Raw genomic sequence first — 19,901 nt, 5'->3', positions numbered from 1 at the left:
GCCTCAGCCTTCCTGGCGGTACGGGCGGTTCTGGTCCTGGTCCTGGAGAGTGGTCAGTCCGTGCTCGATGAAGACCGGGACCAGCTCGCCGATCCGGTCGAAGCCCGCCCCGACGGTCTGCCCCAGCGTGTAGCGGTAGTGGATGCCCTCGAGGATCACGGCGAGCTTGAACCAGGCGAAGGCCGTGTACCAGGCGATGGCCCCGGTGTCCCGGCCCGAGCGGGCGGCGTACCGCTCGACGAGCTCGGCCGGCGTCGGATGGCCCGGCGCCCCGCTCGTCGTGCTGACCGGCGATCCGGTCAGGCCCAGGTCCGAGCTGTACATCACCAGCAGCCCGAGGTCGGTCAGCGGATCCCCGAGCGTGGACATCTCCCAGTCCAGCACCGCTCGGATGGTGTCGTCCGGACCGCCGATCAGGACGTTGTCGAGCCGGAAGTCCCCGTGCACCACCGTCGGGGCGGGGGAGACGGGCAGCCCGCGGCCGAGCGCGGAGTGCAGCTCGTCGATCCCGGCGAGCTCCCGCCCCCGGGAGGCCGCGAGCTGCTTGCCCCAGCGGCGCAGCTGCCGGTCCAGGAAGCCCTCGGGCCGGCCGAAGTCACCGAGACCCACCGCTTCCGGGTCCACCGCGTGGAGGTCCACCAGGGTGTCCACCAGGCCCAGTACCGCCCGCCGGGTCCGTTCCGGGCCGATCGCGGCGAGCTGCTCGGCCGTCCGGTACGGGACCCCGTCCACGAACTCCATGACGTAGAACGGAGCCCCGAGCACCGCCTCGTCCTCGCACAGGAGCAGGGGCTCGGGCACCGGCACGGCCGTCCCGTGCAGCGCCTCGATGACCCGGTGTTCGCGCCGCATGTCGTGCGCGGTGGCCAGTACGTGGCCCAGGGGCGGCCGCCGGACCACCCAGCGGGCGGTCCCGTCCGTGATCTCGTACGTGAGATTGGACCGGCCACCCTCGATGAGCCGGCCGCGCAACGGGCCGGTCACCAGGTCCGGCCGGGCCCGGTCGAGATGACCGCGCAGCCGCTCCAGGTCCAGGCCGCGCGGGTCGGCCGGGGCTGAGGTCATGGTGCGCACCTCCGTGCGAGTCGACGAGGAGAAGAGCGACGGGGCGTCGGCGCACCGTCGCCAGCCATCATGCCGACCAGTCGGTATGTCGTCCAGAGGCAGGGCGGAAAGAAAACTCTCCGCCCGGCGATGTCCGCCGATGTCAGGCGTGACAGAGGATCGGTGTGCCGCCGTTCATCACGGTCATGTCCGTCAGGACCGCCAGGATGTCCAGCGGCGCGCCCTCCGGCAGGCCGGCCAGTTCCGCGTACGCCCGGTGCACGTTCGCCACCAGCCGCTCGCTCTCCCGCCAGCCGCCGAACTCGCCGAGATCGGCCTGCCGGGCCACCTCCAGCGGGGACAGCCCCTTCGCCCGACCCTCCCGGGCGAGTTCGTCCACGTACCGCAGATAGCGCTCGGTGGAGTCGTAGGCGGAGGGGTCGGTCAGGGGCCCGTGGCCCGGTACGACGGTCTCCGCGTCCAGCGACCGCAGCAGCTCCAGCGCCCTCAGCGAGCCGGCGAGGGAGCCCATCGCGAGGAACGGGGTCCCCCCGGCGAAGATCAGGTCGCCGGTGAACACCACCCGCTGCGCGGGCAGCCATACGACCGAGTCCCCGGTGGTGTGCGCGACACCCGGGTGGATGACCCGCACCTCCGTGGCGCCGACGTGCACGGTGGCGCGGTCGCTGTAGGTGAGGTCGGGCGGGACGATGTCGATGGCGCCGAAGTCCGTGGCCGGCCAGATCAGCTCCAGCTGGTGCCCGGCCGCGAGCTGCTCGGACCGCGCCCGGTCGTGCCCGAGGACCAGCGCCTCGGGGGTGAAGACCCCGTTGCCGTACGTGTGGTCGCCGTGGTGGTGGGTGTTGACCACGGTGCGGGGGAGCGGCACCCCGGCCGCCACGACCGCGTCGCGCAGGGCCAGGGCCCGCCGCTCCGTGGCGGCGGTGTCGACGAGCAGGGTCCGGCCCCCGTCGGTCACGAAACCCGCGTTGTTGAGGCACCAGCCGCCGTCCGGCTGGACGTAGGCGTACACCCCCGGTGCGGGCTGGACGAGGTACGGCTCTTCGACGGGCATCTGCGCTCTCCCCGGGTCGCTTCGACGAACGCTCGGCATCCTGCCGGCCGTTGCCACCCGGGGGGAGGGCGGGTCCGGTCAGTGGTCGTCGTAGTGTCCGTCGTGCTCGGCGTGCCGGTGCCCGTCGTGGAGGTAGTCCATGTGGTCGCCGTGCCGGACCGTCTCGTGCCCGCAGGCCGGGCCGTGCGCGTGCGCGTGGCCGTCGTGCGCGGTGTGTCCGCCGGGCTCGCATTCGTCCCAGTGTCCCGAGTGCTCCCGGTGCAGATGGCCGTCGTGGGCGTAGTCGACGTGGTCGCCGTGCGGGACCACCTGGTGCCCGCAGCCCGCGCCGTGCGTGTGCTGGTGCGTGGGGTGTTCGTGGTGCAGGGTCGTCATGGCGCAGAGGTTAGTGCGCATTGTCGGGTATCGCCCGTTGTGTCGCAGTGGCGCGGCGAAGCGCGATCATCACACCGGCCGGCGGACGGTCGCCGGCCCGGACACCGTCCGACGGTCCCGTACACCGTCCGACGGCCCGGACACCGTCCGACGGCCCGGACGCCGTGCACCGGTTCACAGGATCACCGTCACCGCGAAGGCAGCCAGCGCCACCGTGCACGCCACCACCGCCAGGGCCGCCCGCGGCGCGAGCTGCCGCGGCCGGCCCGCCGCCAGCGCCCGGATCCGCCGGTGGGCCACCCACAGGAACGCCAGCCAGATCAGCGCGATGGCCGCCGCCCCGGTCAGCTCCAGCGGCGCGCCCGACCCGCGCAACGCCTGCCGTACCGCCAGCACCGCCACCACCGACGAGGCCAGCGTCGTACGCCGCCACGCGAGCCGGGTCCGCTCGGGCTGCAGCCCCGCATCGCGGTCCGCGCCCGAGCTGCTCATCGCCCCGTCGTCCAACCCAGCAGCACGACCACCACCATCGCCACCGCCACCAGCCCCACGCCCAGGCTCAGCAGCACCGGGAACCGCGACAGCGGCAGGTCCTCGCCCCGCCGCATCGCCCGCTCGCACCGCACCCAGTGGTTCACCGCCCGCAGCGCACAGGCCGCACCCACCGCGAGCAGCGTGAGGGCCATGCCGACCCGCACCCCCCAGCGCAGGTCCGGCAGGAACTGGTCGACGGCGAAACCGCCGCCCACCAGGGCCAGCGAGGTCCGGATCCAGGCGAGGAAGGTCCGTTCGTTGGCCAGCGAGAAGCGGTAGTCCGGGGTCTCGCCCTCGTCCCTCAGCCGCGAGGGTGCGAACCAGAGGCGCACGTCCTTGACGAAGTCGATCACCCGATAAATCTACAAGCGGGATTCCCGATGCGCGCGCAGCCGCCGGTACGCCTCCAGGCCGTCCGGCACCCAGGCCCACCCCCCGTCGTCCACCCGCCGGTCCAGCTCCTCCTGCGTGAGGTACGTGTGCCAGTCGACCTCCGAGGCCTGCGGGGCCACCGGCAGCTCGCACCGCACCTCGTACACGGACGACCACCAGGCCCCGCCCGGACCCTCGTACAGGAACGTGAACAGCGGCGTCGGCTGCGCCAGCCCCCGTACGCCCAGCTCCTCCTCCGCCTCGCGCAGCGCGGCCTCGGCGTAGCTCTCGCCGGCGCCCAGCACCCCGCCCACGAACATGTCGTAGTGCGAGGGGAAGACCAGCTTCGAGGCGGTCCGCCGGTGCACGAAGATCCGCCCCTGCGCGTCCCTGGCCTGCACGAACGCACAGCGGTGCAGCAGCCCCCGGGCATACACCTCGCCCCGCGGGGCCTGCCCGACGACCCGGTCCTCCCGGTCCACCACGTCCAGTACTTCGTCAGCGGCACTCATACAGGTCATCCAACCACCGCTGTTGACTGGTTACCGCTCCGTAGCCAAGGATCTGCCCCACCATCGACGGAGGACGGGTAACCGCATGACGTACGACGCAGACGTGATCGTGATCGGAGCCGGGCTCGCGGGGCTCGTGGCCACCGCCGAGCTCGTCGACGCGGGCCGCAAGGTCATCCTGCTCGACCAGGAGCCGGAGCGGTCGATCGGCGGCCAGGCGCACTGGTCCTTCGGTGGACTGTTCTTCGTGGACTCGCCCGAGCAGCGCCGGATGCGGATCAAGGACAGTCACGCCCTCGCCCTCCAGGACTGGATGGGAACCGCCGGGTTCGACCGCGAGGAGGACGCCTGGCCGCGCCGCTGGGCCGAGGCCTACGTCGACTTCGCGGCCGGCGAGAAGCGCTCCTGGCTGCACGCCCAGGGCGTCCGCTTCTTCCCGGTGGTCGGCTGGGCGGAGCGCGGCGGCTACGACGCCAACGGCCACGGGAACTCCGTCCCCCGCTTCCACATCACCTGGGGCACCGGCCCCGGACTGGTGGAGCCCTTCGAGCGGCGGGTCCGGGCCGGCGTGGCCCGCGGCCTGGTCCGGTTCGCGTTCCGCCACCGGGTCACCGGACTCTCGGCCACGGCCGGCGCGGTGGACACCGTGACCGGCGAGATCCTGGAACCCTCCGACGCCGTACGGGGCTCCGCCAGCAGCCGGGAGGCCACCGGGACCTTCTCCCTGCGGGCCCAGGCCGTGATCGTCACCAGCGGCGGGATCGGCGGCAACCACGACCTCGTCCGCGCGCAGTGGCCGGAGCGGCTCGGCACCCCGCCGCAGCGGCTGCTCTCCGGGGTCCCGGCGCACGTCGACGGCCTGATGCTCGGCATCGCGGAGCGGGCGGGCGCCAGCCACATCAACAAGGACCGGATGTGGCACTACACCGAGGGCATCCAGAACTGGGACCCGATCTGGGCCCGGCACGGCATCCGCATCCTGCCCGGCCCCTCCCCGCTGTGGCTGGACGCGACGGGCAAGCGGCTGCCCGTACCGCTCTTCCCGGGCTTCGACACCCTCGGGACCCTCGACCACATCATGAAGACCGGCCACGACCACACCTGGTTCGTGCTCAACGAGCGGATCATCGGCAAGGAGTTCGCCCTCTCCGGCTCCGAGCAGAACCCGGACCTCACCGGCAGGTCGGTGCGCGATGTCTTCACCCGCGCGCGCCAGGCCGTACCGGCCCCGGTCCGGGCCTTCATGGACAACGGAGCCGACTTCGTCGTCGAGCGGGACCTGTCCGCCCTGGTCCGCGGGATGAACGCGGTCACCAAGGAGGACCTCCTCGACGAGGCCACCGTCCGCGGCGAGATCGTGGCCCGCGACCGGGAGATCGCCAACCCCTTCACCAAGGACCTCCAGGTCACCGCCATCCACGGCGCCCGCAGGTACCTCGGCGACAAGCTGATCCGCACGGCCGCACCGCACCGGATCCTGGACCCCAAGGCCGGGCCGCTGATCGCGGTGCGGCTGTCGATCCTGACCCGCAAGTCCCTGGGCGGCCTGGAGACCGATCTCTCCTCGCGCGTCCTGACCGGGTCCGGCGAACCGCTGCCGGGCGTCTACGCGGCGGGCGAGGCGGCCGGATTCGGCGGCGGCGGGGTGCACGGGTACCGGGCCCTGGAGGGCACCTTCCTCGGCGGCTGCATCTTCTCGGGCCGGGCGGCGGGCCGCGCCGCGGCGCAGGCGGTCGGGTGAGTCCGGCCCCGGCCCTGGCTCCGGCCCTGGCTCCGGCCCCGGCTCCGGCCCTGGCGAGGCTCCGGCCGAAGCCGCGCCGACGCGTGCGGCGAGCGGCCGGCCCGGCGCTCGCGGCCCGGCGTGGGGGACCGGCCGGCGCGTACGGCCCGTAGCGGGCCGGGGGCGTCAGCCGAGCCGCTCGGTGACCCGGAACCGTTCCGCGATGACGAGGGTGTCGTCGTCGACCGTGAACCCCGGGTCGCCGATCACCGTACGCACCGGTTCGCTGTGCCAGAACTCCTCGTGTGCCGTACGCCATTCGGCCACCGACGTGTACCCCTCGCCCTCGTCGAGGGCGTGTCCCAGTCCCACGTCGGCGAGCCTCAGTACCTCCACGGCCGTGACCTCCACCACCGCCACCCCGTGCTCGGCGGAGTCGACGAGCAGGGACCGCGCGCCGGGCTCCGGCAGTGGTTCCTGCTCGGCCTCGTACTCCGCGAGCAGGCCGGTCGTGCTGGTTTTCGCCCCGCTCAGCACGGCCGCGACCAGCTGGTCGCGCAGGGGGCCGGGGAACCCCAGCAGGTACGGCGGAAGATCGTCATATGCGGTCATAGGGCCACCCTATGGCGCCCCCCGCGGCCTGTCGGAATGAATATCGACCACCCAACTGGCACGACCTTCAGAGCAGTTGAAACTCGCCACGCGGTGGACTGGACCTTGACTCGGAGCTACGCGTACCGCTTTGCTGTGCGTGATCACCAGAGTGCTCAACGGAGTTCCGACCGGATTCCGCACGTACGTCGCAGATCCGAACCAGCACCATCCCCGTTCCTCGCCGTTCCTCCGCAGTCCTCGGGAGCCCCTCACGGGGGCTCCACCGGCACGATCCCCGGATCTCACGGCCCGACCGCGCGCGCGTCCTGCGCGCGGGGAGGCCGCAGCCGCCCCGCCCCTCGTCCGCCCGCGTCCTGGAGGGAAACCCGCGGATGTCCCCGCCTCCGCCGCCCCTCGGCCGCGCCCGCAAGCGGGACGCCCAGCTCTTCGACCCGGCCCTGTGCGACGCCGAACTCGTAGACGTACGCTCCCAGTTCACCCAGGGTCGGTGGGCCCGGGCCCGCGCCCTCCTCGTCGGCACCGGTGACGACTGGGACCGCCGCGGCCATCGCGTCGTCGTCCTCGCGCAGACCCCGGCGGCCTCCGCCTGGGCCCGCGAATGGCTGCTCGCCGAACCGGAGAGCGCCGACGCCGCCACCCTCCTCGCCTGCGCCACCGTCTTCGCCGCCCTGCGGCAGAAGGGGAGCCCGGCCGCGGCCGAGGAGGCCTGCCGCCGGGCCGCCGCCCTGCTCCCGGCGGACCCCACGCCCTGGCTCGGCCTGCTCCTCCTCTCCCGTGCCTTCGGCGCCGAGGAGGAGTTCAGCCGTCACTTCGACCAGGTCCGGGCCCGCCACCGTGAGCACCACCACGCCCATCACCTGATGGTCGCCAAACTGGCCGAGCGCGCCCTCGGCTCCGGCCAGGACCCGCTCCACGAGGTCTACGACTTCGCGTCCTGGGCCGCCGAGGAGTCCCCGGCCGACTCCCCGCTCGCCGTGCTCCCCGTCGTGGCGCACGCCGAGCGGTACCGGGTGCTCGCCGCCACCCGCGGACACTCGCCCGAGGCCGCCGCCGCGCACTGGGCGGGCCGCCGCGCCCGCCAGGTGCTGCGCTCCGCCTTCGACTGGTGGCTGGAGTGGGAGCGCGAGGACCACCCCCGCAACCGCGTCGACCTCAACTTCCTCGCCCACGCCAAACTCTGCGAGGGTCGCCCCGCCGAGGCCGCGGCGCTCTTCCACCGCATCGGCAGCCATGCCACCCGCGCCCCTTGGTCCTATCCGGACCGGGACCCGCAGAAAGCCTTCCTCGCCGCCCGCGGCGTCGCACTCGGCACCGCCTGACCCGCGCCGCCCGCGCACCCCCCGGACGCACGGCGCGGCTCCCCGGACGTACCCCACGGACACCCCACGGACGCACCCCCCCGAGCACCCATCCCCGAGCACCACGCCCCCGAAAGGACGCCGCCATGCCGACGGGCAGATCCTCCACGCTCCAAGAACCGGCCGAGATCCGTACGTACAAGGGCCAGGACCGGGCCCTGCGGGCCGACCGCCTCGGCACCGCCGGTCTGCTCCTGTCCGTGCTCGCCGCCAGCGCGCCCCTGATGGTCGTCGCCGGTGTCATGCCCACGACCTTCGGCGTCATGGGCATCGTCGGCCAGCCCCTGCTCTTCGTCATCCTCGGCGCCGTCCTCGCGCTCTTCAGCGTCGGCTACGCCGAGATGAGCCGCCACGTCCACAACGCCGGCGCCTTCTACGCGTACATCGCCCGGGGCCTGGGCCCCACCGCCGGGGCGGCCGCCTCCCTCGTCGCCCTCGTCGCGTACAGCGCCATGCAGGTCGGCGTCTTCGGCATCCTCGGCTTCGAGATATCCGGCCTCTTCGCCACCTACCTCGACATCGAACTCGCCTGGTGGATACCGGCCCTGCTCGCCGTCGCCGTCACCGGCGGACTCGGCTGGCTCAAGATCGACCTGAACGCCAAGGTCCTCGGCGTCCTCCTCCTGATCGAGTGCGTCCTCGTCGTCGTCTTCGACATCGCCGCACTCAGCAAGCCGGCCGCCGAAGGCCTCTCGCTCCACGCCTTCAACCCCGAGACCCTCGGCGGAGCCGGCTTCGGCACCGCCCTCTGCTTCTGCATCGCCGCCTTCGTCGGCTTCGAGCAGTCCCCGGTCTACGCCGAGGAGACCAGCAAGCCGCACATCGTCGTCTCCCGCGTGATGTTCCTCGCCGTCGGCTTCGTCGCCCTCTTCTTCGCCGTCAGCGCCTGGGCCCTCACCGTCGCCACCGGCCCCTCCGAGGTCGTCAAGACCTCCGCCGAGGCCGGCCCCACCCTGCTCTTCCAGCTCACCGAGAGCCGCCTCGGCACCACCTTCACCGATGTCCTGCACGTCCTCTTCGTGACCGGCATGTTCGCGGCCATGCTCAGCTTCCACAACGTGGTCGCCCGCTACGCCTTCGCCATGGGCCGCGAGGGCCTGCTCCCGGCCACCTTCGGGCGCACCAACGCCGGCACCGGCGCCCCGGCCACCGGCTCCCTGCTGCAGACCGGCGTCGCCGCCCTCGTCGTGATCGCCTTCGCGCTCACCGACGACAAGCCGGCCGGCGACCCCACCACCCCCGTCCTGCACCTGTTCACCTGGATGGGCAGCGTCGGCGCCCTCGGCGTGACCCTTCTCATGGCCGCCGCCTCCTTCGCCGTCATCGCCTTCTTCGTCCGCCGCGGCACCGCCGGCGCCCAGGTCTGGCGCCTCGTCGCGGCCGGCACCGCCGGTCTCGCCCTGCTCGCCATCGCCGTCTACACCGTCAAGGACTTCGGCGTCCTGGTCGGCGCCGAGAAGGGCTCCGCCCTCAGCTGGGCGTTGCCCGGCGTCATCGGCGCCGCCGTCGTGATCGGCCTGGTCTACGGAGCCGTGCTGCGCCGCAGCCGCCCCGAGACGCACGCCCGTATCGGCCTCGGGAACGAGGCCTTCCGCCTCGACCAGGCGGCGGAGGACACCCCGGGCGCCTGACCTCGATTTCCAGCCCCTACGAAGCCCCCGACACCCGTTTCCATGGTCGTCGGGGGCTTCTGCGTGCAGGGGGTGCTTTTGGAAGGGAGCGGAGCCTCATGGTCTCCTGTTGCGACCAAACCACCCGGATCGCAGCACAGGGGACACCACCCAGCTCCCCTGCGCGGTGGTCCGGGCGCTGCCTTGTCCCATCCACGAAGGCGAAGTCCCACATGAGTGACCTGAGTGACCGCACCTTGACCGAGGCACCCGCCCCGGCGCCGACCCGCCATGTCGACGCCGGTGACGAGGGCTACAGCAAGGACCTCAAGTCCCGCCACATCAACATGATCGCGATCGGCGGAGCCATAGGCACCGGCCTCTTCCTCGGCGCGGGCGGCCGCCTCGCCGGCGCCGGCCCGTCCCTCGCGATCGCCTACGCGGTCTGCGGAGTCTTCGCCTTCTTCGTCGTCCGGGCCCTCGGCGAGCTCGTCCTCTACCGCCCCTCCTCCGGCGCCTTCGTCTCCTACGCCCGTGAGTTCATGGGGGAGAAGGGCGCCTACACGGCCGGCTGGCTGTACTTCCTGAACTGGTCCACGACCACCGTCGCCGACATCACGGCCGCCGCGACCTACGCCCACTTCTGGTCGCTGTTCACCGACGTCCCCCAGTGGGTCCTCGCCTTCATCGCCCTCGCCATCGTGCTCACCGCCAACCTGATCTCGGTGAAGTACTTCGGCGAGATGGAGTTCTGGTTCTCGCTCGTCAAGGTCGCCGCCCTCGTCGTCTTCCTGATCGTCGGCATCTGGCTCGTCGCCACCAGCCACGACATCGGCGGCGCCACCCCCGGCCTCGCCAACATCACCGACAACGGCGGCCTCTTCCCCGCCGGCGTCCTCCCGATGCTCCTGGTGATCCAGGGCGTCGTCTTCGCGTACGCCTCCGTCGAGCTCTGCGGCGTCGCCGCCGGCGAGACCGAGAACCCCGAGAAGATCATGCCGAAGGCGATCAACTCGATCATGTGGCGCGTGGGCCTCTTCTACGTCGGCTCGGTCGTCCTCCTGGCCCTCCTCCTGCCCTACACGGCCTACAGCTCCGACCAGAGCCCCTTCGTCACCGTCTTCGACAAGCTCGGCGTCCCCGGCGCCGCGGGCATCATGAACCTCGTCGTCCTGACGGCCGCCCTCTCCAGCCTGAACTCCGGCCTCTACTCCACCGGCCGGATCCTGCGCTCGATGTCCCTGTCGGGCTCCGCCCCGAAGTTCACCGGCGTCATGAACAAGGGCAAGGTCCCCTACGGCGGCGTCCTGTTCACCGCCGCCTTCGGCCTCGCGGGCGTCGGGCTGAACGCCTTCATGCCCAAGGACGCCTTCGAGCTCGTCCTGAACTTCGCCTCGCTGGGCATCCTCGGCACCTGGGCGATGGTCATGGTCTGCTCGCTGTTCTTCTGGCGCCGCGCCCAGCAGGGCCTCGTCGAGCGCCCCTCCTACCGCCTGCCCTGGGCTCCGTACACGCAGATCGTCACCCTGGTCTTCCTGCTCACCGTGCTGGTGCTGATGTGGTGCGACGGCGGCGTCGGCCGCACCACGGTCCTGTTCGTCCCGGTCATCGGCGCCGCACTGGTCGGCGGCTGGTACCTGGTCCGCGGCCGGGTCGCCGCCCTCGCCGCCACCCGCGGCTGACCCCACGACCGCCTACGAGGCCCCCCGCGCCGGACACCGTCCCGCGCGGGGGGCCTCGCCCCGTTCCACCCCCGGCGGCCCGTACCGATCAGGACCGGTGGGCCGACGGCCTGCGGCTCAGTGCCAGCAGGCTCAGGGCGAACATCAGCACGCCCAGGGGGACGTGGACCGACGGCACGCGCGCGATGCCCAGGACCACCTGCACCGACGCGAGGACCAGGAAGCCCGACGAGTACAGAATGGGCCGGGGCGACCCACCGCCCGGCCGCCACGCCAGGATCGCGGCGATCACGTACAACATGGTCGCCCCGTACATCACGCGCGCCCCGATGCCGTGCAGCAGCTCGCCGTGGGTCGAGGACAGCAGCATCCCGGCGGTGACCGCCTGGAAGAAGATTCCCAAGGTCTGCAGCCCGACGGCGACCTGCAGGAACGTGAAGGTGCGCGGCTTCTCCGTCGTCAGTGTGGCCATGGTGGCGGTCCCCTCTTCTGCCTCACGGCGTAGATCGATAAGGTCTCGGTAGTCCGACGACGTGGGCCCACGAAATGTGAGGCGAGACGCCGAGGGACGGACCAGGGGGAGCGGTCGTGAGCATGAGTACGTCGTCCACGCGTGGGGGTGGCCGGTCCGATCCGGGCCTGGACGCGATCCTCGAAGAGCGGAGCCACCTCACCAACCTCGCCTACCGGCTGCTCGGTTCGTTGGCCGAGGCCGAGGACGCGGTACAGGAGACCTACGCGCGCTGGTACGCCATGCCGAGGCAGAAACAGGAGGCCGTCCAGTCGCCCGGCGCCTGGCTGACGACGGTCGCCGGCCGCATCTGCCTGGACCTGCTCGGCTCGGCGCGGGCCCGGCGCGAGCGCTACGTCGGTGAATGGGTCCCCGAACCGCTGCCCGACCGCGCGGAATGGATCAGCGGCCCGGCGGGCGGCGGGTCCGGGCCGGTCGACCCGGCCGACCGCGTCACCCTGGACGAGTCGGTCAACATGGCCTTCCTCGTCGTACTGGAGGCGATGACACCGGCCGAACGCGTCGCCTTCATCCTCCACGACGTCTTCCGCTACCCCTTCGCCGAGATAGCCGTGATCGTCGGCCGGACGCCGGCGGCCTGCCGCCAATTGGCCACGTCGGCCCGCAGGCGCGTGAGCGCCGCGCAGGCCCCGACGGCCCCGACGGCCGGCCAGGCCCCGCTGGTGAGGGACTTCAAGGAGGCGTGGGAGGCCAGGGACATCAAGGCCCTCGTCGGTCTGCTGGCCCCCGACGCCGCGATGATCGCCGACGGCGGCGGACTGGTCGGCGCCGCCCTGCGCCCGATCGAGGGCAGCGCGCGCATCGCCGAGTACCTGATCCAGATCGCCGACCGGGCCCCCGGGCTGCAGCTGCTGGAACGCTCGGTCAACGGCCGGCCCGGCCTGGTCGCCCAGCACACGGGGGTCACCGTGACCGTGGCGGCGTTCGAGCTGAGCGGCGATCGCGTCACCCGCATCTGGGCGGTCCGCAATCCGGAGAAGCTCCGCCCCTGGCTGGAGCACGGAGAGGCCTGACCCGGCACGTCCCCGCTGCCGGACCGCGGCCGCCGGCGGGGATCACGGTCGCCACCTGCCGGAGGAAACGAAAGAGCCGGTCGGAGCGATTTCGCGTCGCTCCGACCGGCTCTTTCAGGTCGTCTGACCATGGTGTCCGAGGGGGGACTTGAACCCCCACGCCCGATAAAGGGCACTAGCACCTCAAGCTAGCGCGTCTGCCATTCCGCCACCCGGACAAGGTGTCTGTCTCGCGTCCCTCGCGGGCCGTTCCGACGTGGAAAACATTACCAAACATTCCGGGGTCCTCGATCACACCCCCCGACGACCGAGGATCGCCCTTGGGCAGAGCGTCCCGGAGCGGGAGGATGGGGGTCCGGTACTGATCAGTGGGAGGAAGCAGCGTGAGCGAGTCGAGCACGGGCAGGACCGTCTCCGGCGAGGACGAGGTGGTCGACCTCTGCCGGGACCTCATCCGGATCGACACCAGCAACTACGGGGACCACTCGGGCCCCGGGGAGCGCAAGGCGGCGGAATGGGTCGCCGAGAAGCTCGCCGAGGTCGGGCTGGAGCCGCAGATCTTCGAGTCGCACAAGGGGCGCGCCTCGACCGTGGCGCGGATCGAGGGGGAGGACCCCTCGCGGCCCGCGCTGCTGATCCACGGGCACACGGACGTGGTTCCGGCCAACGCCGCCGACTGGACGTACGACCCCTTCTCGGGCGAGATCGCCGACGGCTGCGTGTGGGGCCGCGGCGCCGTCGACATGAAGGACATGGACGCGATGACGCTGGCCGTCGTACGCGACCGGATGCGCAGCGGACGCAAGCCCCCGCGGGACATCGTGCTGGCCTTCCTCGCCGACGAGGAGGCGGGCGGCATCTACGGGGCCCGGCACCTCGTCGACAAGCACCCGGGCCTGTTCGAGGGCGTCACCGAGGCGATCGGCGAGGTCGGCGGCTTCTCCTTCACCGTGAACGAGAACCTGCGGCTCTACCTCGTGGAGACCGCGCAGAAGGGCATGCACTGGATGCGGCTCACGGTGGAGGGCACCGCGGGCCACGGCTCCATGACCAACAGCGACAACGCCATCACGGAGCTCTGCGAGGCCGTCGGTCGACTCGGGCGCCACCAGTGGCCGGTCCGCGTGACCAAGACCGTACGCAGCTTCCTGGACGAGCTCTCCGACGCGCTCGGGACCCCCCTGGACCCGGACAACATGGACGCGACGCTCGCCAAGCTCGGCGGCATCGCCAAGATGGTCGGCGCCACACTGCGCAACTCGGCTGCCCCGACGATGCTCGGCGCCGGCTACAAGGTCAACGTCATCCCCGGCCAGGCGACGGCCCACGTGGACGGCCGCTTCCTGCCCGGCTACGAGGACGAGTTCTTCGCCGACCTGGACCGGATCCTCGGCCCGCGCGTGAAGCGGGAGGACGTGCACGCGGACAAGGCGCTGGAGACGGACTTCGACGGCCGGCTGGTGGACGCCATGCAGGGCGCCCTGAAGGCCGAGGACCCGATCGCGCGGGCGGTCCCGTACATGCTCTCGGGCGGTACGGACGCCAAGTCCTTCGACGACCTCGGCATCCGCTGCTTCGGCTTCGCGCCGCTGCAGCTGCCGCCGGAGCTGGACTTCGCCGGGATGTTCCACGGTGTGGACGAGCGGGTGCCGGTCGACGGACTGAAGTTCGGTGTGCGGGTGCTCGACCGATTCATCGACAACGCCTGAGATTCGAGAAGGTGTGCGCATTCCACTGAGAAGAGTGAATGCACTCATACGCTCGTAGCCCCGGTGATCCCTCCTCGTTACAGGTGTTGCGGTCCGCGGCTGGGACCGCAATTGCCTACTAGGAGGAACAATGATCAAGAAGGTTGTAGCCGCTGCGGCTGCCACGGGTGGCCTGGTTCTCGCGGGTGCGGGTCTGGCTGCCGCCGACGCCGGTGCGCAGGGTGCGGCCATCGGTTCGCCCGGTGTCCTGTCCGGCAACGTGCTCCAGGTTCCCGTCCACGTTCCCGTGAACGTCTGCGGCAACACGGTCTCCGTGATCGGCCTGCTGAACCCGGCCTTCGGCAACACCTGCGTCAACGCCTGACGCGTCTGAAGTCTTCGGCCCCGGAGCGCATCCCAGCGCTCCGGGGCCACCGGGCTTTTCGGCCCGGATTTCTCTCACTTCCGGCGTACCAGGCGGGGGAGCCAGGACGGCCGGGCCGTCGAAACGACGGCCGAAACGCACACACCAGGGGACGAGTACAGATGCGACGACCGGCACAGGTCACCAGGAAGACCCTGATCACCATGGCGGCCGCGGGGGGTGTCCTCGCGATGGGCGGGGGCTACGCACACGCGGACTCCGGCGCCTCGGGGCACGCCACGAACTCTCCGGGCCTGCTGTCCGGGAACAACCTGCAGGTGCCCGTGGACGCACCGGTGAACGCCTGCGGGAACACGATCTCCGTGGTGGGACTCCTCAACCCGGCCTTCGGGAACCACTGCGCGAACGGATCGGGCCACGCGAAGCCGAAGCCTCCGAAGCCCACGCAGCCGGAGCACCCGGGCGACGACGAACCGTGCGACGACCACCCGGGCAACCCCGGTGGTCCGGGCAACCCCGGCGGTCCGGGTACGCCCGGTAATCCTGGCGGTCCGGGCAACCCCGGCGGTCCCGGTACGCCGGGCAACCCCGGTGGTCCGGGTACGCCCGGCAACCCTGGTGGTCCCGGTACGCCCGGCAACCCCGGCAACCCCGGCGGTCCCGGTACCCCGGGCAACCCCGGTGGTCCCGGTACCCCCGGCAACCCTGGCGGCCCCGGCAACCCCGGCGGTCCCGGTACCCCGGGCAACCCTGGTGGTCCGGGTACGCCCGGTAACCCCGGCGGTCCTGGTACCCCCGGCAACCCGGGTACGCCGACCAACCCCGGCAGCGGTTCCGGCACCCCGGTCACGCACCCCGGTCCCGGGACCGGGAACACCCCGGGGCAGGCCGGCGGGCTCGCCGCCACCGGCTCCGGTGACGTCCTCACTGCCGGGCTGCCGCTCGCGGGCGGCCTGCTGCTCGCCGGCTCGGTGCTCTACCGGCGGGCCCGCAACGCCGCCTGACGGATGTTCACGACGCGGGCCCCGCCCCCGGGGCCCGCGTCACCAGGTCGCTCGGACCTGACGGATGATCCGGCGGCGCAGTCGCACACGACGACTGCCGTCCCGGTACAGGCTCAGCCGGTCGAGTTCCCAGTTCCCGTACTCGGCATGGTCGGTCAGCAGGCGGGTCGCCTCCTTGCGAGGAACACCGCGGGGCACGTACACGTCGACAAATTCGTATTCCGGCATCGCATCTATTGTGCGGGCAGAGCCCTGCTACGGATAGCGTCTGCTCTATGTCTGATGCCGATCTGCCCACTGTTGCCGAGGTACGCGCCGCCGCCGAGGCGGTCAAGGCCGCGCTCGACCGTCACCTCGCCGCGGTCGAGCGCAGGATCGGGGACGAGGATCCGGACGTCTACGCCGCGTTCAACGAACTCGCCGCCGCGGCCGAGGTGTACGACGAACTCCTCTACGACCGCTACGACGAGGTCACCCCCTTCGAGATCCCCACGCCCGAGGACGGCGTCCCGTACACCGGGCCCGCCGAGCCCGCCGCCTTCAGCGTGCTCATCCGCCGCGACTACGCCGTGGTCGAACCGGCCCGGCTGATCGCCCAGGCCGAGCGGGTCGCCGCACACGACCGGGACGCCGAGTTCGTCCAGGACGGCGGCAGCGCCGACGCGCTGGGCGTCCTCTTCGGGGAGTACGAGCCCGACGAGATCGCCTCCCGCTACAAGGACTTCGGGCTGGAGGAGGGGGACTCCACGCTCTGGATCGCGGCCTCCGAGGAGGTACCGGAACCGGGGGAGTGGCTGGGCTCGCCCTTCGCGCACATCGATCCGCAGGACGTGCTGCACCGCTTCGACGTCAGCTCCGTCTTCGACGAGGAGACCGACGAGTTCGACGAGGACGAGGCCGCCGAGCCGGGGCTGACCCCGGCCTGACCCGGCCCGACTCCGACCCCGCAGGTCCCGGACTCCGTGGCCCCCGCCCTTCCGGACGGGGGCCACGGCCGGTTCACCGCTGCTGCGCGCCCGCCGTCGCGAGGGCCGTCAGCAGGCCCGTCAGTCGCGTCGTACGCGGCTTCGCGGGCACCTCGGCCACCGCCTGCGGCAGTGCCTGGTCGACCCCGTGCACCACGGACAGGTGCCGTTCGCCCCGCCCGAACGCCGTGTAGACCCAGTCCCGCGACAACGCCTGCGCCGCGTCACCCGGCAGTACGACGACCACCGCCGGCCAGCGCGTGCCCACGGCCTGGTGTGCCGTGACCGCCCAGCCGTGCCGTACCTGGGACTCGACGAGCTCCTTCGGCACGACGATCCGCACGCCCTCCCGGTCCAGGTGCAGTCCCTCGGCGTCGGCCGACACCACCCGGGCCGCCAGCGCGCGGCCGGCGGAGGGCACGTGCACGACCCGGTCACCGGCGTCGAAGCCGCCGAAGCGGCCCGGACCGGGGTTCAGCCGCTCCTTCAGCGCGGCGTTCAGCGCCCGGGTGCCCGCCGAGCCGCCGTGGCCCGGGGTGATCACCTGCACGCTGTCCGCCGGGATGCCGAAGGCCCGCGGCACCGACTCCGCCACCAGCTGCACGGCCCGGTGCACGGCCTCCCCGGCGTCCTTCACCGGGACGATCACGACCTCCTTGCCGGGGGCGTCGACCTGGTTCAGCTCCCCGATGCCGACCCCGGAGACGAGTTCGCCGAGAGGGCCCGGGTCCGGGGTACGGGAGACCAGCTGCGGGCAGGTACGGGCCGCCAGTACATCGGCGAACACCCGCCCGGCCCCGGCGGACCCGAGCACACCGGGGTCCCCGGAGAGCACCAGCCGGGCCCCGTCCGGCACGGACTCCACCAGCGCGGCCGCGGTCTCCACGTCCAGCTGCGGGGCGTCCAGCACCACCAACAGGTCCAGCGCGAACTGGCCGTCCGCATCCCGCCCGGGCCCCTCGGCCCCGGACAGCAGCCCCGCCACCGTCACCCGGTCCGGGCCGCCGCCGGGGGCGTGCGCGGCCACGCAGACCCGCAGGCCCGACTCCCGGGCCGCGTTGGCCAGGGCCACCGGTTCCGCGCGGGCGGCCTCGCCGCCGGTGTGGGTGACCAGGCCGTGGCCCGCGACCGCGCGGATCAGTTCGGCGGCGGAGGGGCTCGGCGCGGACCCGGCGGCCCGCTCCCAGTCCTCGGACGCGTCGAAGGTGCCGGCGGCCAGCCGGGCCAGGCCGTCGGCCAGGCTCTCCTCGGCCATGGCGGCGCCCTCCAGGCCCACCAGCACCCTGACGGGCTGCTCGGTGTCTTCGGTGTCGTCGGCGTCCTCGGCCGCGGCGGTTCCGGCGACCGGCGGTCCGAGCGGCTCGTGGAAGATCAGCACCGAGCCTTCGGCGATGGCCAGTTCCAGCGCTTCGGCCGGATCCGGTACGCCGTACTGGGCCAGCGCCTTCTCCAGCACCGGAGCCTCCAGCGCGGTGTGCCCCTTCAGCCCGGCCTGGGCCAGCAGCCAGCCCACCAGGACCGTGGTGCGGCGCTCGTCCCCGGGACCCGCCTCGGCGCCCAGCAGCGCCCGGGCGAAGCCGTCGGCCTGGGTCGGACGTACGGCCGGCAGCGACAGGAGCCGCCACGGGTTCTCGGTGAGCTGCCCGGCGGCGTCCTCGCCCAGGGCCGCGGCGGCCTGGCCGGCCAGCGCCTCGGGGGCGCCACCGCGGGCCAGCACGGCCCGTACGCCCTCGACGGTGTCGGCGGAGGGCGCGGGGGTGGCCACCGCGGCCGGGGCGGCGGGGCGCGGGGCCGGGGGCGCGGCCGGCGCCTTGCGGGGGGCGGCCGGAGCCTCGTCGAAGTACACGGTGGGGGGCTTCGCGCCGCCCTCCACGGCCCGTACGGCGGCCAGCAGGTCGGCGGCCTTCCCGCTGAGCTTCGCCCCTGCCTCGACCGGCGCCTCCCGCTCGGCCTTGCGCCGGGCGATCCGCTCCCGCTCGATCTTCTGGGCGGCCAGTTCGGCTTGCGCCTCGCTGAGGGCGGGAGCCGCCGCTTCGCCTGCGGCGGGCCCGGCGGATCCGGCGGCCTCGGCATCCGCGCCCGCTTCGCCTTCGGCGGCCTCGGCGTCCGCTCCGTCCTCGCCTTCGGCGGGGCCGGGACCGTTCTCGTCCTCGGTGGCCATGTCGTGCACCGCGCCGGCCTCGCCTTCGGCCGAGCCCGGACCGTCCTTGTCCTCGGTGGCTTCGTCGATCGGCTCCGCCGCCGGCCCCGTGGCTTCGCCCTCGGCGGGTACCGCGTCCGTGGCCTGCTCCGCTTCCGCTTCGGCGGCTGCGGACGGCTCGGCCTCCGGGGTGGCCGGGTTCTCCGCGGCAGCGGTTTCGGCCTGAGGGTCCGTACTCACAGCGTGCTCCAGTCCTGATCGGGGTAGCGGTGCACCGGAACCGAAACATCGTCCAGCGCCCGGCAGATCTCCTCCGGAAGACTAAGGGCCTCCACCGACAGCGCCGCCGCGAGCTGCGCGGCCGTCCGCGCGCCGACGATCGGCGCCACCACCCCCGGCCGGTCCCGGATCCACGCCAGGGCCACCTGGAGCGGGGTCACGGCCAGCCCTTGGGCCGCCGTCACCACCGCGTCCACGATCCGCCCCGCGGCCTCGTCGAGGTACGGGTCCACCAAGGCGGCCAGCGACTCCGAGGCGCCCCGGGAGTCGGCCGGGGTGCCGTCCCGGTACTTGCCCGTCAGCACCCCGCGGCCCAGCGGGGAGGACGGCAGCAGGCCGATCCCGAGATCCAGCGAGGCCGGCAGCACCTCGCGCTCCACCCCGCGCTGGAGCAGGGAGTACTCCATCTGCGTCGAGGCGATCCGGGTCCGCACCCCGGGAGCCGCGAGCTGCCAGGTCGCCGCCTTCGCCAGCTGCCAGCCGCAGAAGCCCGCCAGTCCCGCGTACCGGGCCCGGCCGCTGCTCACCGCCAGGTCCAGCGCCTGCAGGGTCTCCTCCAGCGGGGTCGCGGGGTCGAAGGCGTGCACCTGCCACAGGTCGACGTAGTCGGTGCCCAGCCGGTCCAGCGAGGCGTCGAGGGCGGTGAGCAGGTGCCCGCGCGAGCCGTCGAACCTGCGGTCGGGGTCCGGCACGCTGCCCGCCTTGGTCGCGATCACCAGGTCCCGGCGCGGGACCAGCCCGCCCACCAACTGCCCGAGGAGGTACTCCGCCTCACCGCCGCCGTACACGTCGGCGGTGTCGACGAGCGTGCCGCCCGCCTCCCAGAACGTCTTCACCTGCTCGGCGGCCGCTTCCTCGCCGGTGTCGCGGCCCCAGGTGAGGGTGCCGAGGCCGATCCGGGAGACGCGCAGTCCGGTGCGGCCGAGATGCCTCTGCTCCATGAGCGCTGAGACTACTGGGGCGCTGACGCGAAGCACCTTGGCGCGCTACAGTCCCCG

At 72.8% G+C, this 19,901-nt stretch carries 20 protein-coding genes and 1 tRNA gene; 9 read left to right on the top strand and 12 right to left on the bottom strand.

Annotated features, from left to right (window positions below):
- Positions 1–3 precede the first annotated feature (3 nt).
- The 6 genes from BCL76_RS20825 to BCL76_RS20800 all read right to left on the bottom strand — a co-directional run bounded on the left by BCL76_RS20825 (position 4) and on the right by BCL76_RS20800 (position 3,912).
- Positions 4–1,065, bottom strand: a complete 1,062-nt coding sequence (locus BCL76_RS20825; protein WP_109780949.1) for a phosphotransferase family protein — start codon at positions 1,063–1,065, stop codon at positions 4–6.
- A 142-nt stretch (positions 1,066–1,207) separates the two neighbouring features.
- Positions 1,208–2,119, bottom strand: a complete 912-nt coding sequence (locus tag BCL76_RS20820) for an MBL fold metallo-hydrolase (protein ID WP_109780948.1) — start codon at positions 2,117–2,119, stop codon at positions 1,208–1,210.
- 78 nt (positions 2,120–2,197) lie between these two features.
- On the bottom strand, positions 2,198–2,494 hold the full coding sequence (locus tag BCL76_RS20815) for a hypothetical protein (protein ID WP_109780947.1): 297 nt from the start codon (positions 2,492–2,494) through the stop codon (positions 2,198–2,200).
- A gap of 174 nt (positions 2,495–2,668) precedes the next feature.
- Positions 2,669–2,986 carry a DUF202 domain-containing protein gene (locus BCL76_RS20810; protein ID WP_109780946.1) on the bottom strand — a complete coding sequence of 106 codons (318 nt, stop codon included), beginning with the start codon at positions 2,984–2,986 and terminating at the stop codon, positions 2,669–2,671.
- Positions 2,983–3,381, bottom strand: coding sequence for a YidH family protein (locus BCL76_RS20805; protein ID WP_030768298.1), 399 nt, complete (start codon positions 3,379–3,381; stop codon positions 2,983–2,985). The genes BCL76_RS20810 and BCL76_RS20805 overlap by 4 nt, the downstream gene beginning before the upstream one ends.
- A gap of 9 nt (positions 3,382–3,390) precedes the next feature.
- Positions 3,391–3,912, bottom strand: a complete 522-nt coding sequence (locus tag BCL76_RS20800) for an NUDIX domain-containing protein (protein ID WP_109780945.1) — start codon at positions 3,910–3,912, stop codon at positions 3,391–3,393.
- 85 nt (positions 3,913–3,997) lie between these two features.
- Here BCL76_RS20800 and BCL76_RS20795 point away from each other — a divergent pair, with 85 nt between their 5' ends.
- On the top strand, positions 3,998–5,653 hold the full coding sequence (locus BCL76_RS20795; protein WP_109780944.1) for an FAD-binding dehydrogenase: 1,656 nt from the start codon (positions 3,998–4,000) through the stop codon (positions 5,651–5,653).
- A gap of 165 nt (positions 5,654–5,818) precedes the next feature.
- On the opposite strand, the gene BCL76_RS20790 is transcribed toward BCL76_RS20795, so the two are convergent.
- Positions 5,819–6,244 carry an ASCH domain-containing protein gene (locus BCL76_RS20790; RefSeq protein WP_109780943.1) on the bottom strand — a complete coding sequence of 142 codons (426 nt, stop codon included), beginning with the start codon at positions 6,242–6,244 and terminating at the stop codon, positions 5,819–5,821.
- Positions 6,245–6,618: 374 nt separating this feature from the next.
- Here BCL76_RS20790 and BCL76_RS20785 point away from each other — a divergent pair, with 374 nt between their 5' ends.
- The 3 genes from BCL76_RS20785 to BCL76_RS20775 all read left to right on the top strand — a co-directional run bounded on the left by BCL76_RS20785 (position 6,619) and on the right by BCL76_RS20775 (position 10,897).
- The gene (locus BCL76_RS20785) at positions 6,619–7,566 is read left to right on the top strand and encodes a hypothetical protein (protein WP_109780942.1); all 948 of its coding nucleotides are present in this window, start codon (positions 6,619–6,621) and stop codon (positions 7,564–7,566) included.
- 125 nt (positions 7,567–7,691) lie between these two features.
- Positions 7,692–9,236, top strand: a complete 1,545-nt coding sequence (locus BCL76_RS20780; protein WP_109780941.1) for an APC family permease — start codon at positions 7,692–7,694, stop codon at positions 9,234–9,236.
- A gap of 221 nt (positions 9,237–9,457) precedes the next feature.
- Positions 9,458–10,897 (top strand): amino acid permease, encoded by a 1,440-nt coding sequence (locus BCL76_RS20775; protein ID WP_109781057.1) that lies wholly within the window; start codon positions 9,458–9,460, stop codon positions 10,895–10,897.
- Positions 10,898–10,985: 88 nt separating this feature from the next.
- On the opposite strand, the gene BCL76_RS20770 is transcribed toward BCL76_RS20775, so the two are convergent.
- The gene (locus BCL76_RS20770) at positions 10,986–11,369 is read right to left on the bottom strand and encodes a hypothetical protein (protein ID WP_109780940.1); all 384 of its coding nucleotides are present in this window, start codon (positions 11,367–11,369) and stop codon (positions 10,986–10,988) included.
- A 122-nt stretch (positions 11,370–11,491) separates the two neighbouring features.
- Between BCL76_RS20770 and sigJ the strand changes: the two genes are divergently transcribed.
- Entirely contained in the window at positions 11,492–12,442 is a 951-nt protein-coding gene (gene sigJ, locus BCL76_RS20765) for an RNA polymerase sigma factor SigJ (protein ID WP_109780939.1), read from the top strand.
- A gap of 130 nt (positions 12,443–12,572) precedes the next feature.
- Here sigJ and BCL76_RS20760 read toward each other — a convergent pair.
- Positions 12,573–12,660 (bottom strand) — tRNA-Leu (locus BCL76_RS20760).
- 165 nt (positions 12,661–12,825) lie between these two features.
- Between BCL76_RS20760 and BCL76_RS20755 the strand changes: the two genes are divergently transcribed.
- The 3 genes from BCL76_RS20755 to BCL76_RS40370 all read left to right on the top strand — a co-directional run bounded on the left by BCL76_RS20755 (position 12,826) and on the right by BCL76_RS40370 (position 15,519).
- Entirely contained in the window at positions 12,826–14,151 is a 1,326-nt protein-coding gene (locus BCL76_RS20755; protein WP_030768322.1) for a M20/M25/M40 family metallo-hydrolase, read from the top strand.
- A gap of 130 nt (positions 14,152–14,281) precedes the next feature.
- Positions 14,282–14,515 carry a chaplin ChpH gene (gene chpH / locus BCL76_RS20750; protein ID WP_030723300.1) on the top strand — a complete coding sequence of 78 codons (234 nt, stop codon included), beginning with the start codon at positions 14,282–14,284 and terminating at the stop codon, positions 14,513–14,515.
- Positions 14,516–14,676: 161 nt separating this feature from the next.
- A complete protein-coding gene (locus tag BCL76_RS40370; RefSeq protein ID WP_309136858.1) occupies positions 14,677–15,519 on the top strand; it encodes a chaplin in 843 nt (280 codons plus the stop codon).
- A 39-nt stretch (positions 15,520–15,558) separates the two neighbouring features.
- On the opposite strand, the gene BCL76_RS20740 is transcribed toward BCL76_RS40370, so the two are convergent.
- Complete coding sequence (locus BCL76_RS20740) at positions 15,559–15,747, bottom strand: DUF5703 family protein (protein WP_030009118.1); 189 nt, start codon at positions 15,745–15,747, stop codon at positions 15,559–15,561.
- A 47-nt stretch (positions 15,748–15,794) separates the two neighbouring features.
- Here BCL76_RS20740 and BCL76_RS20735 point away from each other — a divergent pair, with 47 nt between their 5' ends.
- Positions 15,795–16,445, top strand: coding sequence for a hypothetical protein (locus BCL76_RS20735; RefSeq protein ID WP_109780938.1), 651 nt, complete (start codon positions 15,795–15,797; stop codon positions 16,443–16,445).
- A gap of 73 nt (positions 16,446–16,518) precedes the next feature.
- On the opposite strand, the gene BCL76_RS20730 is transcribed toward BCL76_RS20735, so the two are convergent.
- Both BCL76_RS20730 and BCL76_RS20725 read right to left on the bottom strand, forming a co-directional pair.
- Complete coding sequence (locus BCL76_RS20730) at positions 16,519–18,864, bottom strand: ATP-binding domain-containing protein (protein WP_258309812.1); 2,346 nt, start codon at positions 18,862–18,864, stop codon at positions 16,519–16,521.
- The gene (locus BCL76_RS20725; RefSeq protein WP_109780937.1) at positions 18,861–19,844 is read right to left on the bottom strand and encodes an aldo/keto reductase; all 984 of its coding nucleotides are present in this window, start codon (positions 19,842–19,844) and stop codon (positions 18,861–18,863) included. The genes BCL76_RS20730 and BCL76_RS20725 overlap by 4 nt, the downstream gene beginning before the upstream one ends.
- Positions 19,845–19,901 lie beyond the last annotated feature (57 nt).

The organism is Streptomyces sp. CG 926, from assembly GCF_003148825.1.
Taxonomy (GTDB): Bacteria; Actinomycetota; Actinomycetes; order Streptomycetales; family Streptomycetaceae; genus Streptomyces.
This window is presented reverse-complemented; position numbering and strand designations above follow the sequence as displayed.